At 66.4% G+C, this 16,349-nt stretch carries 1 protein-coding gene (running past one end of the window); it reads left to right on the top strand.

What is annotated here, in order from left to right; all coding sequences use genetic code 11:
- On the top strand, positions 1-16,349 hold the final stretch of the coding sequence (locus tag VIN30_RS06325) for an LPXTG cell wall anchor domain-containing protein (RefSeq protein ID WP_338210144.1). The gene continues 51,145 nt to the left of window position 1, outside the view; only the last 16,349 of its 67,494 coding nucleotides appear in the window; the start codon falls outside the window, past its left edge; it ends in the stop codon at positions 16,347-16,349.

Genomic DNA, 16,349 nt, shown 5'->3' with positions numbered 1-16,349 from the left:
GCTACGTGATGGTGCCCGGCGCCGCCACGGCCGACGACATGCTGGTGCTGTACGGCTACCGCCTGCGGGTGATCGCGCCCGATTGGTGGGATCGCTACTACGACACCGCCAAGTACCTGGTGGCCGGTGGCGTGAACAGCTTCGCCGTGGATTCCGACCTCATCCACGAGGACGGCTACCTGATGGCCCCGGGTCAGTACGACGTGCTGCTGAACGTGGTGACCGACGAGTCGCCCGCCAGCAACCACCTGACGGCCCCGTCGTCGAAGAACATGAACCAGAACAGCAACGACCGCTACGGTAACACGCCGACGGCTACCGACGCGGACAAGCTGGTGGGTGCCGGCAACCTGAAGCCCGCTGCCGGCGAGGGCGATGCCGAGACACCGGCCGCCGGCGAGCCCACCGCTGCTGTGAACCTGACCTACGACCTGGGCCTGGGCGCCGACCGCGACGACAACGACGCCGGTATGCGCACGCCCATCAACCAGGCCATCAGCGGCGTGGTGTTCCAGGATGCCTCCGGCAAGGCCACCAACCTGGCCACCACCGACTACAACGGCAAGCGGGACGAGGGCGAGCCGGGCATCGCCAAGAAGAAGGTCATCCTGAAGCAGTGGTACCTCACCGAGGACGGCTGGAAGCAGAACACCTCCTTCGGCAACGACAACTACACCGCCGCCGCGACCATCGACGGCGACGCCGCCACCGAGAACCACGGCAACCGCAAGGTCATCCCCGGTTCCACCTACGATAAGAACCTGGGCGGCGTGTGGGTGCTCACCGCCGACGGCAAGCCCGCCGACGACGGCACCGTGGTGGAGGAGGGCCGCTACTGGTTCAAGCAGCTGCCCACCCGCTACGTGCAGAAGCACGAGGGCACCCAGCCCGGCCGCCAGTACCTGGCCGGCTACACCGTGGAGCTGGCCGGCGGCAACGGCGAGAACGACATGCAGGGTGCGGTGGCCACGCTGCTGCAGCAGGGCACGGGCGTTGACGACATCGTGAACTCCCAGGCCTACAGCGGCCAGCGCACCGTGGCCGGCATCAATCTGGCCGACGGGGTGACCACCGCCTACACCGCCAACAACTACCCGCTGGTGTGGAACGAGCGCACCGCTCAGGATACCTACGGCACCGTGACCGAGGGCGAGGGCGACGATGCCGTTGTCACCGGCACCGAATACACGAAGCACAACATCCAGGGCATGATCGTGCTGGCCGGCGCCTCCGACACCCAGAGCGCGAACGTGGCCGAGGCCGTGGTGGCCGTGGATGCCGACGGCAAGCGCGTGGACTCCGACGCCGAGGGCGCCCTGGTGTTCGATTGGACGCTGGGCCGCGACGAAGTGAACCTGAACGCCGGCTTCGGCTTCTACGGCACCGGCAAGGTGGGCGGCTTCGTGTTCCAGGACAAGAACGTGGACGGCTTCTACACGCTGCGCGAGCCCGTGGTGCTGCAGGAGAACTACGATTCCACGAAGAGCGATAAGGTGTACTACGACGCCTTGACCGGCGGCAACCGCGTGGTGACTGCCGAGAAGGGCCGCACCGTGTACGAGGAGACCGGCGATGTGCCCGTGGCCGGCGAGACCGTGCAGCTGTCCCAGTGGTTCTTCGTTCCCAAGGACGAGGCCGACCTCATCAAGCGCCTGCAGGACGCCAAGTACGAGTGCGACGAGGACACCACCAGCGATGGCGTGTGGTTCAAGTCGCGCACCTTCAGCTACCGCACCCATATCAGCGAGCTGCCGAAGGTGGGCGAGGGCGACGCTGCCGCTCCGCTGACCCTGGACGGTCGCATCAAGGTGGATGCCAACGGCTACTTCCAGGGCACCTACACCGATGCCCAGGGCAACTACGCCTTCGACGAGCTGGCTAGCTACGTGTACGTGGACGAGCTGACGGTGGGCGAGGGCGACGCCGCCGTGACCACCCTGAGCGACATCCAGCCCTACTTCGCCAACCGCGATCATGTGAACCTGCCCGTGGACGAGAACGGCACGGTGAAGGTGATCGGCGCCACGCCGGCCGCCCAGGCCGACGAGGACGGCGAGGGCGAGAACACCGGTGGCGACGAGAATACCGAGGGCGGCAACGGCGACAACGAGGGCACGGGCGGCAACGGCGACAACGAGGGCAACGACGGCAACGGCGGTAACGAGGGCGGCAACGGAGGTGCGACCGAGCCGGTCTTCCCGGCCATCGACGCGGCCGACGATCCGCTGCTGGCAAACGCCCAGCAGGTGACCTCCGACAAGCTGTACATGACCGGCTACCGCCTGGTGCTGGACGAGGTGGAGCCCGATTACGCCATCACGTTCCCGCACGAGTCGATGAACCCCGACCTGAAGAACCAGGATGCGGCTCACAACATGACCAACGACTCCGACGCGCTGCGCGGGGCCGACAACGCCATCAATCTGTACGAGCAGTACGATGCGGCCAACGCCTACGGCACCGCCGAGACGTCGGGCGATACGTTCAAGGAGCTGCAGAAGGGTTACGGCACCCAGCCGCGTCACGACGGCTACGCTATCGTGGCCAGCGAGCTGACCGACCAGGTGACCGGCGATAAGCGCGGCCAATACCAGATGAACAACGGCGCTGCCGCCGCGAACACCACCGCCTTCTACAACGGCAAGCGCTACGACCTGCCGCGTCCGACCGCCAACCTGGTGGCCGGCGGCGACGCGGGCCTGGTGGAGCTGCTGAAGGGCGAGGTGACCGGTCGCGTGTGGGATGACGCCGACTACGACGGCGTGCAGGCCACCAAGCCCGTGACCGAGACGGTGGACGGCGAGACGGTGACCACCATGGTGCCCGACACCGACAAGGAGCCCGGCATCGCCGACCAGGAGATGCGCATCACCCAGTGGCTGTATGTGCCGGCCGGCAAGTGGACCGCCTTCGTGGCCAACCACGCCGATTTGGTGGCGGCTTCCCTGGCCGATGCCCAGGCGGCGGCCAAGCCCGATTCCACCGAGGCCGCCATTCCGCTGAAGAAGGCGGACGGCACGCCCATCCTGGGTGCCGACGGGCAGCAGCTGACGGCTCCCGGCGAGCTGGCCCAGGGCGTGTGGCTGCGCAACACCCTGTTCGGCGAGGACCGCTACACCGCCTACACCTCTACCATCACCGAGATCGACGAGACCGATCCCGCCAACCCGGTGGCGGTGAAGAAGGTGTTCCATAAGCCTTATATGTCTGGGTCGTTCTACAACGGCAACGGCGTGGTGTCGGTGTGGACCGCCGACGGCAGCGCCAAGACCGATGGCGACGGCAACGCCGTGCTGGACGACGCGGGCAAGCCCGTGATGACCACCCAGGGCGTGTACACCTTCGACAACCTGCCCACGGTGGCCGTGGTGCAGTCGGCCGACGGGCTGTCCGACGAGTTCTACCTGGCGGCCTACCGCCTGGAGATTCCGGCCATGAACGTGACCGTGGCGGGCGACGCCACGACCGTGGCCGGTTCCGAGAACGACACCTGGCTGCTCACCCGCTACCACGGCGATTCCAACGTGGACACCGCGCTGGATTCCGACGTGGCCGACCTGAGCGATGCGAACAAGGGTGCCTCGGGTGCCTACATCGTGGCCCAGCAGAACGCCGACAAGGATAAGACCCGTCGCCAGAACAACGGCCAGATCATCCTGTCCGAGCAGGTGAAGCCCGAGAACCGCAATCCGAACACCACCGAAGAGGTGGACGGCGACAAGAACATGGACCAGAGCAAGGTCATCTACGACTGGATGAAGGAGGCCAACGGCCAGAGCGTGCATCACGGCGGCGACGTGGGTGAGGTGCGCCCGCCCTACGAGACGCTGTCAGGCTACGTGTGGTACGACAAGTCCAACGACGGCCTGCAGGGCAACTACATTCCCGATCCCGATGATCCGACTGCCACGCTGGCCGAGCCGCCGGTGGCGGGCGCCCAGGTGTCGCTGGAGCGCTACGTGCAGGTGGTAGGCGAGGGTGCCGACGGTACGTGGCTGTGGGATACCCAGTGGGCCGACGTGGCTCCGGAGAACTATCTGGACCAGTACTCTGGCACGAAGAACAACATGAAGCCCGGCGTGGGCCATTGGGAGAAGAACGCCGATGGCAGCTTCGCCACCGAGGATATAACGCTGGCCGACGGCACGGTTGTGATGGGTCCCGACGGCAAGCCCAAGAAGCGCCATAAGTTCAGTGCCGACGGCTACGAGTACGCCAACACCAAGACTGACGAGAACGGCCGCTTCTCCTTCGGCAACCTGAAGACCTCCGACTACCGCTACATGCTGGACGGCAAGCTGGTCAGCTTCGATACGCCGGGCGCCACCCGCGTGCTGGTGATCTACGGCTACAAGACGCGTCTGACTGACGAGCGCTTCCGCAGCCGTAACCTGCTGGCCGCCAACTACCAGGAGGGCACCGACTACACGCTGGATTCCGATTTGGTGTACCGCGACGGCTACATGATGGCCCCGAACGAGTACGCCGTGCTGCTGAACGTGGCCGACGACGCCGACTACGTGGCCCATGCCGCTGACTACGTGGCTGCCACCGATCATCCGGCCACGGTGGTGAAGACGGTCTCGCAGCCCTCGAACCTGGTGACGGGCGCGAACTCCCTCAACGCCGATCAGAACAACGTCGACTCCTACGGCCGCTACCCGGCGCTGACTGCCGGTGCTTCCGAGCCGAAGGCTGAGGGTCATGCGGTGGTCAAGGGCGACGTTCCCACCACGCTGACCTACGACCGGGCCAAGGGTGCCAGCCGCGCCCATAACGACGCGGGCATCATGGACATTCCCACCCACTACATCGCCGGCTACGTGTTCAACGACGCCAACTACGACGGCGTGTACAACAACGGCACCTCCGACGACTTCGAGGTGGCGGGCAACCGCTACCACGAGCAGGGCCTGGTGGGCAAGAAGGTCATCCTGAAGCAGTGGTACTTCAAGCCCGCGGCCGACGGCAACGGCGGCCAGTGGATTCAGAAGGCCGACTTCGACAACGGCCAGCGTGCCGAGGAGCCGAAGAAGCCCGAGGTGCCCACCGATCCGACCGATCCCGAAAACCCCGTGGATCCGGCTAACGACCCCGCTACGGCCGTGATGCTGGCGGCTTACCCGGCCTTCGCCGCGGCCACCCTGGCCGAGGCCGGCATCGCGCTGGCCGACACCACGGGCGGCACTCCCGTTACGGGCAACGTGGAGGTGTCCACGCTGACCATGGAGGCCACCACCATCGATGGCGACAAGGTGCGCGACGGCTACTACCGCTTCGACAAGCTGCCGGTGTACGTGGCCGTGGAGGGCACCGAGTACCTGGCCGGCTACACCGTGGAGGTGCTGGGCGGCACCGACGCCATGGCGGTGAACTTCCCCGTCACCAAGATGGAGCAGACCCGCTCCTCCGACGGCACCGGCGTGACCAACGGCAACGACCAGAACTCCACCGCCCAGGTGATCGGCACCGAGCTGGTGAACGGTAACGGCGTTACCTACACCGCGGCCGATGGCGGCGACGTGTTCGCGAACACGAACTACCCGCTGCTGTGGCACAACCGCACCGGCCAGGGCTACACCAAGGACACCCACAACGCCGGTTGGCCGAACAACCCCGACGGCTCCATGGAAGTGGGCCCGGTGGCCAACAGCTCGGTGTCCACCTTGGACGGCATGATCGTGCTGGCCGGTAACACCACCGACTTCACCCAGGACGACAACTACAAGGTGGCCGCCACCCGTGGCACCGGTGACAACGCCACCACCGTGGCCTTCGACATGGCCACCGGTGTGGATGAGGACAACCTGTCGGCCGGCTACGGATACTTCGGCACCACCGAGGTGTCGGGCTACGTGTGGTACGACGCCAACTTCAACGGCGTGCGCGAGGTGACTGCCGGCGCCACCGTGGGCGAGGTGGCCGTGAACGGTCAGGAAGTGCAGCTCACCCAGTGGTACTACCTGGACGGCAAGCTGTCGGCCGACGGCACGCAGTTCATCGCCAATGCGAAGACCTACACCACCACGGACGGCAAGACTGCCGAGCTGCGCCCGTCCCGCACCTTCGATGCTACCGACGCCAAGATGCTGGAAGTGGTGTACGAAAGCGACAACACCACCGTGCGCGGTGCGTGGATTCGCAACATGAACTTCGGCGACACCGCCACGGTGACGCCCGAGGAGGGCGACGGTGCGGGCGTGCCCACCACGACGGTGCTGGGCTACAAGCGCGCCTTCACCAAGACCGAGGGCAGCAAGGACGGCTACTACTGCTTCGGCGAGCTGCTGCCCTACGTGCAGTTCGACGCCGATGGCAACCCGCTGACCACCGTGGAGAACGTGGCGAATGCCACCGACGACATGCTGGCCATCGCCGCCTACCGCGTGGTGCTGCCCGAGCTGCCCGAGAGCCATGTGCTCACCCTGTACCAGTCGGGCCAGGGCGCCTCGAACAACGACTCCGACGCCAAGCGCGACGTGCTGCGCACCGAGGCTGTGACGGTGTACCCGCAGTTCACCGCCACCGGCGAGCAGGCCGACGGTGCCTACGCCCAGAAGACGGGCTTCATCACCACGGCCAACACCACGGTGACGGGCGTGAAGCACCCGCTGCCCTACACTATTAACATCGGCGGTGCCGACTACGACATCGCCAACGAGTTCAGTACCCGCGAGAACGTGAACACCGGTCTGTTCAAGGTGCCCACCTCCCAGATCACGGGCGTCGTGTGGGATGACACCGAGCGCGATGCCAACGGCCGCGCCGAGAACACCGCCTCCGACGGCATCCGCGCCGAGGACGAGAAGGGCATCGCCGGCCAGACCGTGCTGGCCACCCAGTGGTACTACGTGCCCGCCGATGCGGCCGCGTTCACCCAGCTGGTGGGCGACGTGCACGTGGGCATCATCGAGTGGGTGAAGTCCGACGGCACCAAGCAGGTGAACGGCGCGGCTCCGGCCGATGCCGTGGGCGCCTGGGTGCAGAACGCCCAGTTCGGCAGCGACTGGGTGACCACGAAGCTGCCCGACGGCGCCAGCGACCGCGTGCCGGTGGTCACCGGCGGCGTCAGCCGCGCCGATGCCGCGGGCCTGCGCTCCGTGGTGGCCGTGAAGACGGCTGCGGCCGGCAGCAGCGCCACCAAGCTCGACAAGGACGGCAACACGGTGGCCGTGGAAGAGGGCGAGTACGTGTTCGACAACCTGCCTGCGGGCGTGGTGAAGTACAACACCCAGACGGGCACCGACGAGTACTTCCTGGCTGCCTACCGCATCGAGCTGGCGGACCCGGTGGATTACGTGCACGAGGCCGACGTGACCGATGGCGAGGGCAATGTGCTGCACGCCCAGGGCACGCTGAACGACCCGTGGCACTTCACGGCCGCCAACCAGGGCAACGATGTCGCGGTCGATTCCAACGTGGCCGCCACCGCCGCCGGCATCGCTGGCAACGCCGACACCGTGGGTGCCACCCCGGTGACCATGGCCGATGCCGACGAGCGCGCGCTGTACCACAGCTCGCCGGTGGTTCAGCGCTACGACGCCGCGGGCACCCTGCGCGCCAACAACGGCCAGGTTATCCTGGGCTCGGTGGCCGGTGACGACGCCACGGGTCTGGATGCCTCCTTCTCCACCATTCCGGCCGGCCATGCCATGGACGACGGCGGGGAGGTGCGCTACCAGTGGACCGAGCCTGTCATCACGCGCAATGCGGGTGACGTGGGCGAGATCGAGCCCGCCTACCAGACCATCGCCGGCTATGTGTGGAAGGACAACGACTACCACGACGGCGTGTACACCTATAAGCTGGATCTGCCCTTCGCTTCGACGACGGGCTACCCCGATCCCGAGGAGACCGATCCGGACTACGACAAGCGCACCAAGCTGAAGCTGACCGATCCCGAGGGCGGCCGCGTGGGCACGCATATGTACCTGCGCCAGTGGTACTACGATCCCGAGAACACCAACCCGAATATGGGCAACAGCCACTGGTTCCCCACGCAGGCCTACGGCGACAGCGTGGCCACCGACGAGGCCGAGGAAGCCTTCGCCTTCAAGAACACCACCACCCAGGGCGCCAACGCTGCCCGCGGCACGCTGGACGGCTACTACGAGTTCACCGACCTGCCGGTGCGCGTGTACGTGAAGGGCAAGGAGTATCTGGCCGGTTACACCGTGGCCATCAAGGGCAATCCGGGCTTCAAGCCCTCGGATAGGGAAGTGATGGTCACGCCCGACCCCTATATCACCACCGATAGCGGCTTCGTCGGGTTCGACCACTGGAACTCGAAGGGCTTTGCCTACGTGAAGCCCAACGCGTCCAACCCCGACGAGAACCGCCACGGCGCCAACACCTTCCCGCTGAAGCGCAACGAGGCCAATTCCAACACCGGCTACGTGCATACGCTCGACTCGATGCTGGTGCTGGCCGGCTCCACCGCCGACGATGCGGCGGGCACGAGCGTGGCCGCGGGCCAGTACGTGAAGGGCGACGGCACCTACAACTTCGACCTGAGCTACGGCAAGAACGACCTGTACATCAACGGCGGCTACGTGATTCCGCCCAGCGCGCCCATCGAGGGCTTCATCTGGAACGACGCCGACTACGACGGCGTGCGCGACGAGGATGAGGAGGGTATCGCCGGCGTGACCGTGCGCATCACCCAGTACTACCTGAAGGACGGCGTGTGGGTGCGCACCGAGAACGTGTTCGCCGACGAGGTGACGGCCGACGACAACGACAAGGACGGCCTGCCGAAGGGCAAGTACGTGTTCGAGGACATGCCCGCCAGCTACCAGCCCGACGAGACCGACACGACCGAGTACCTGGCCGGCTACCGCGTGGAGGTAGTGGAGCTGCCGAAGGGCGCCACCCTGACGAAGCCCCATGCCACCACCAAGGCCACCGACGACGGCTATGCCGACGACTCGGACATCTACCGCAGCAGCGAGGGCACCTTCCCCATGGTGAACCGCTTCACCACCGTGGCCGACGGTGCCACCGAGCCGCGCGCCGACGGCATGATCATCGTCGCCCGCAAGCGCACGAACGAAAGCAACGACCCCTATCCCTACGCTGGCGTCGACTACGACATCAAGATGGCCGTGCAGCGCCAGCAGGGCGGCGACGGCGGCCTGGTGTTCATCCCCGAGACGAACATCGACGGCGAGGTGTGGGACGACAGCTACCATCCGGTGACGGGCAGCGATCCGCTGGCCCCGGCGGCGGATGCCACGGCCCGCGCCAATTCCTACAACGGCGTGCACGATGCCAACGAGCCGGGTCTCGAGGGCCGTACCATGATGCTCACCAAGTGGTTCTACAAGAACGGCACGTGGGTGAACATCAAGAGCGCCACCCGCGAGAAGCTCACCGACGCCTCGGGCGCCTACCGCTTCGACAAGGTGGCCGCGGCCCACTACGAGTCGACTGAGGACTACAACCTGCCGGTGCAGGCCACGCTGCCCGATCATGGCGGCGAGAAGCTGTCGTCGGACGACTACTACCTGACTTCCTACCAGGTTGAGATCAAGGGCCTGGAAAGCGGTGCCGACGACGGTACCTGGATGCTCACGGGCTACCACCAGGGCACCGACACCACCAAGGACTCCGACGTGGAGTACGGCAACCGCGTGGGTGCTGCCGGCGGCATGGTGGTGAGCGACACCGCCACGGTGAAGGCAAGCGATGGCACCGCCATCACCGGCACCCGCGCTGGCGCCACCACAACGGTGGGCAGCGGTGCCGATGCTGTAAACATGAAGAGCGGCGCCCGCATCATCGTGGCCGCCGAGGGTGTGAAGGGCACCACGGCTCTGGCTGATGCGGCCGACTACCGCAGCGTGCCCGCCAACCAGCTGGTGGAGTCGGCCGACGCCGCCGGCAAGACCGTGAATTACGACTGGCTGACGGTGGCCGGCAAGAGCGTGGCCGGCGGCAACGTGGGCGCCGTGGCTCCCACGAAGCGCTCCATCAGCGGCATCCTGTGGAACGACGAGGACAACGACGGCGTGCAGGACGCCACCGAAAAGGGCCTGAACGGCTACGCGGTGGAGCTGGAGCGCTACTACTTCGACGGCACCAACTGGACGAAGGACGAGGACTACGTGTACGGCGAGACCGTGCAGGAGGAAGATCCCGACAACCCCGGTTCCATGAAGGACGTGTTCAGGCCCATCTCGGTGAAGACCGAGCCCGAGGTGGTGGGCTTCCTCACCTCCGCCTTCGTCGGCCAGGTGCAGGGCTGCGGCCTGCGCAAGGAGTCCGTCGCTGGCGGCTACAGCATCGTGCAGGACGGTGCCTACCGCTTCGAGAACCTGGAGCCGGCCGGCAAGCGCGACGGTGCCTGGGTGGTGTACGGCTACAAGGTGAAGGTGACCGATGCGCGCGTCACCTCCGAGGACCTGTTCAAGGCCAAGGCCCGTGTGGCCACCAAGAAGGACGTGGTGGACGGTGTGGAGACCGATGTGCCCGTGGGCTACACCGAGAACTCCGACCTGTTCACGAACAACCACCTGACCCAGACCGCCAACGCGGGGGCCGCCACCATCGACCCGGCGGCCGACGACGAGTTCATCGTGCTGCTGGAGGTGGTGGATACCGAGGGCAACACCCCCGAGTACGTTATCGAGAACGCCGACGGCACCACCACGGTGGAGATCGCCAAGCGCCATGCGAACGCGTCGAACATCGTGTACGCCCCGGCCTCGAACAACGACGACCAGACCAACGCCGCCAACGCTAGCAAGCGCGGCAGCCTGGTGGCCTACGACCTGATGATGTCCCACGACCGCGCCCATTCCGACGGTGGTCTCATCATCCCGCCGGGCTACGACATCTCGGGCTTCGTGTGGGAGGACTACGACTACGACGGCCTGTACAACTTCGCCGACGAGATTCGCGTGGTGAAGAAGAACGGCAAGAACGAGATCGAGATGCACCGCGAGGAGGGCTACGCTAACAAGCAGATGATCCTGACGGCGTGGTACTTCGACGATGCCGATAAGACCTGGAAGCGGGGCGGCCAGTACCTGACCGGCGACAACAAGGACGTGCGCGTCGAGATGGCGGGCGGCCAGATGACCGTGCTGACCGGCGGCGCCACGAACGCCACCAAGAAGAAGGTGCAGCTGACCGACGAGCATCTGCGGGAGGCCGGCTACAAGAGCTTCAACGAGTTCAAGGGCGCCTACGCCGAGGGCGCTGGCGACAACGAGAAGTGGTATCTGGACATCGACGGCTACTACGAGTTCAAGAACCTGCCCACGGCCTACCACCATGCCGACGGCAAGTGGTACCTGGCCGGCTACACGCTGGAGGTGAGCGGCGCCAACAACGCCACCGGCCTGGCCTCCACGCTGGTGACCACCCATCAGTGGAACACCACCGACAAGGACGCCTGGAACTCCAAGAGCCAGCCGCTGTTCAACGCCGAGGATGCCGCCGCGCTGGCGACGTCCACCGGCGCTGCGGGCAACATCCACGAGGACAGCCCGCGCTACACCCCGGGCAACTACCCGGTGTACTGGTACGAGGACGATGTGCAGACGGGCAGCGCCGCCCATGTGGGCGCCACCTCGAAGACCGGCGTGTCCAAGAACGTGATGAGCGGCAAGACCGATGCGGGCGAGGCCCTGTTCGGCGGTCGCATCGTGCTGGCGGGCATTGCCGATGCGCATTCCATGGCCGGCCAGCACCTGTCCGTGCAGGTTTCCAGCACAGTGGAGGAGAACGGCGTGGAAGGCGTGGCGAACGCCACCTTCGACTTCGACTTCGCCCGCGGCCAGGATCAGACGTCCATGAACGCCGGCTTCGCGCCGCCCGACCGCTCCAGCCTGGCCGGTGTGGTGTGGTACGACGAGAACTACGACGGCATCCGCGACAACTTCAACGATGTGGTGGACGATCCCGAGAACGCCCCGGCGGAGGATACCGAGGACGGCCTGAAGGACATGACCGTGGTGCTGACCCAGTACTACTTCGTGCCCAAGTACGACGCCACCCACACCCACCAGCTGGTGGAGGACGAGGACGGCAACACGTTCTACTACACCGACTCCACGCACACCAAGCTGGTGCTGTACCAGGCCTCGGCCGCCAACAACGTGCTTGCGGCTTCCAACGGTGATGTGTACTACGTGCGCAACGGCCGCCTGTACCCCTACGAGACCACCTCGCGCTTCCAGAACCTGAAGGACTCGGGTACCTGGGTTGAGAACGAGGCCTTCGTGGGCTCGGGCGAGTACCTGGTGAAGACTCCCGATGTGAAGACCGCCGACGGCAAGGTGATCGAGCAGGGCAAGGTGACCTACGTGAAGTCGGAGAACGCCGGCGCCATCACGGTGGACGCCGAGACGGGCGCCGAGATGATCGACTGCACCATCAACGGCGCCACGGTGAAGTGCACGCTGCTGGCCCGTCCCCACGAGCGCACCACGCTCACCGACGAGAAGGGCACTTACAACTTCTCCGAGCTGCCGGCTTACGTGCTGGTGGACGACAAGGAGGCCATGCCCACCAAGCCGGACTTCGGCAACATCTACCAGCCCGAGATGGTGCTGACGGCGAAGTCCATCGCCGCCCTGCAGGCGCGCGAGGTGACGGCGAACATGCTGCGCTCGCTTACCCTGGCCGAGCTGGAGAGCCTGTCGGCCGCCCAGATCGCCAAGATCAACGAGCCGAAGTTCACCCAGACCCAGGTGCAGAAGACCGAGGAGCGCCAGAAGAAGGACGAGCTCGGCAACCCGGTGACCGAGAATAAGCAGGCCACCGACAATGACGGCAACCTGCTGTTCGACGAGACTACCGGCAAGCCGATCTACGTGCAGAAGATCGATCCGGATACGAACCAGCCCATGGTTGACGCCGATGGCAACCCGGTCTACGAGCAGGTGCCCGTGATGGAGACCGTGCCGGTGTTCGAGGAGAAGCAGAAGACCGACGAGAACGGTAACCCGGTGTTCGACTCCATCCCCGTGAAGGACGAGAACGGCGATCCGGTCATCGACGAGGTCACCGGCGAGCAGGTGACCCAGCGCGTGCCTGTTATGGAGCAGGTGCCCGTGATGGAGACCGTGACCGTCGAGGTGGAAAACGAGCTGAAGGCCATCTACGAGGCGCGCCTGGCCGCCCTGAAGGCCGACGACGCCCGCCATTACGAGACCGCTTCGCCCTACCTGGCCGGTTATGCCATCAAGGTGCTGGAGGACGGCAAGTACGTGGCCAGCCGCTTCCACGTGGATTCCAACGGCGCCGACCGCGACTCCGACCTGAAGACGTTCAACGCGTCCATGGCCGGCAAGTACAACGAGGACGGCTTCAACGAGGACACCTACGCCGTGGTGGCCCAGTCGGCCAAGAAGGGCGCGGCCGTGGCCGACCGCTACGACGTGGCCTACAAGGGCGTGCAGTACGACCTGGCCAACCGCCTGTACCTGAAGCACGCGGGCGACGCCGGCCTGGTGCTGCAGGACCCGGTGTACATCGCCGGCAAGGTGTGGGACGACGTGAACGGCGACGGCCTGCAGGACGAGGGCGAGGAAGGCGTGCCCGGCGCCACCATCAAGCTGGTGCGCTACTGGTACGACACCACCGGCGCCGGCTTCCTGGAGCACGATCCGCGCGAGGAGTACGACGTGGATCCGTCGCCCGAGTTCACCGAGGAGCAGATCAAGGCCATCGAGTCCATGGCCAACGAGGAGGTGACCATCAAGTGGGTGAGCGCCGCCGAGCGCACCATGGACGAGCTGCGCGTGGTGGCCCGTTCGCACCGCGACTACATCTTCGGCTACTCGGTGAAGGTGGAAGACGAGGTGACGGGCGAGATCACCATCCGCGACGTGCCCGGTGCCCTGGACGGCGAGTTGGCCAAGGCGTTCGACAAGAAGTGGAACGAGTTGGAGAGCGCTCTGAAGCCGACCGATGACGACAAGGGCGTGTGGCGTCGCGACTGGACCTTCACCCAGGAGGACGTGGCGGTGCTGATGGAGGACGCCGACGGCATCGACGGGTCGACGAACTACACCATCGACGAGCTGAAGGGCCTCATCCGCGAGGAGACCTACGATCCGGGCGAGGCCGGCGAGGAGTACGTGCCCGGCGGCGCCTTCGACCAGACGGTGAGCACCGGCGACTGGGCCTTCCTGGCACCCGGCACCGGCAACCACGAGTTCCAACTTGAGAACGGCGGCACGGCCGACGTGAAGGTGCTGTACGGCTACCGCGTGGAGATCGTGAGCTACCCGAACGAGGACAAGTACATGCCCACGCTGCAGCAGGTGGGCGAGGACGACACCATCAACTCGAACTACGATGCGGTGACCGACGCCCTCACGCCGAACAAGGCCGACGTGAAGCTGCCCTCCGGCTCTGCCGAGGTGGGCGACCTCATCGTGCTGTCCCGTCTGGCTGACGACAACGAGGTGGGCTCGCGCACCGACGGCCCGACGGCCAAGTTCGCCGACATGAACGGCAACGGCGGCTCGGGTGCGGGCGACGCGACCGATCCCGACGACGGCAATACGGGCGACGGCAATGGTGGCGACGGCACTAGTGGCGGCACCGGCAGCGGCGACGGCAACGGCACTGGCGACGGCAACGGTGACGGCGGTGCGGTCACGGCCGGCCTGCTGGCTGCCTTCGCCGCCCTGGACGCCCGCGCCTTCGCCGAGGCGGCCGAGGGCGAGGATGCCGGTAACGGCACCGAGCCGGTGCTGCCCGAGCTGACGCCCGACCAGCAGGTCATCATGGATGCCATCCTGGCGGCCACGACGGTGGAGGAACTGGAGGCTGTGGATACTGCCCACCACGTGGAGATCTTCGGCGAGCCCATGCTGGACGCCTCGGGCAACCAGGTGTTCGAGGACGGCAAGCCGGTGTACAAGGTGCCGCAGACCAAGCGCCTCATGGAGGCCTACGAGGCCCGCATGGCCGAGCTGTCGGTGCCGGTGGCGGCCAATCTGTGGTCCGACATCAACTGGCAGGATTCGCTGGACCACGACTTCGGTCTGGTGAAGATCGCCGAGGCCCGCATCGCCGGCACGGTGTGGCAGGACAACGGCTACGACGGCGTGCGCGATGCCGGCGACACCCAGCGCTTCGGCGGCATTCCGGTGTCGCTCGAGCGCTACTGGTTCAACGGCACCGAGTGGGTGGCCGACACCGCCTTCAACAACTCGGCGGCGGCGCACACCACCTCGGCCGGCAACGGCGAGTGGGCCTTCGAGAACCTGCCCACGGCCGGTATCCGCCGCGACGACAAGACCGTGGTGCTGTACGGCTACCGCGTGAAGGTGGACAGCCTGCCGGCCGGCTACGGTGTGACGCTGATGAACGCCGGCGCGGCCGACGTGGACTCCGACCTGGACGAGATGACCAAGATTCTGGATCCGGCCAACCCGGTGTCCGGCATGATCGTGCTGGCGGTGCCCTCCGAGCGCACCGATCTGGCCACGGGTGGCCTGACGGTGTACCTGATGGGCCCGAACGGCACCTGCTGGCTGGCCAGCGAGGCCGAGGACAGCGAGTTCAACGACACCGGCCTGGTGCCCTACGCCACGGCCACCATCGCCGGTGTGGCCTACAACGATCCGGAGGGCGACGGCCTGCAGGACGACACCGCCGAGTACCTGCCCGGCATGACGGTGCACCTGGAGCGCAAGACGCTCGCCGGTCAGGCGGCGGTGGGCTTCAGTGGCGCCAGCTACACGCCCACGGCGCTGGCGGCCATCGACGGCACCACGGTGCGTTCCGACGACGGCTGGACGGAGGTGGCCTCCATGGACACCGACGTGAACGGCGCCTACCGCTTCAGCGGCCTGCCCATGGTGGACGGCAGCGACACGCCGTATCTGTACCGCGTGCGCGCCACCATGCCCGACGGCGGCGAGTTCGTGACCCTGAACGTGGGCAACGACGACAACAACGACAACGACTGGGGCGAGGCCACCGGTCAGGTGGTGGGCGAGGGTCGCGTGGGCATCACGCCTTCGATGTGCGTGCTCGGCAACTTCCGCGTGGTGCGCTCCGAGCCCAACGCCTACGGTCAGAAGTTCAACCTGCTGTCGCCGTACGACTGGACGCCCGAGGTGAAGCGCTCGGTCGACCTGGGCATGACCGGTGCCGGCGGTTGGCGCACGCTGATCTTCACCACGCCGTGGGGCACCAAGGTGTTCTACGTGAAGCTCCCGCAGACTGGCGACGAGCTGATGCCGTGGATCTTCGGCGCGGCGCTGGTGGGGGCCATGGCCCTGCTGCTGGCCCTCATCGCCCGCCGCCGCTCCGAAGAGGAGGAAGAAGAGGAGGCTGAGGCCGCTCAGAACAAGGTGAGCGACTCGTCTGAGAAGGAGTAG

It is taken from the genome of Adlercreutzia wanghongyangiae (assembly GCF_035989245.1).
GTDB classification, from domain to species: Bacteria; Actinomycetota; Coriobacteriia; order Coriobacteriales; family Eggerthellaceae; genus Adlercreutzia; species Adlercreutzia wanghongyangiae.
This window is presented reverse-complemented; position numbering and strand designations above follow the sequence as displayed.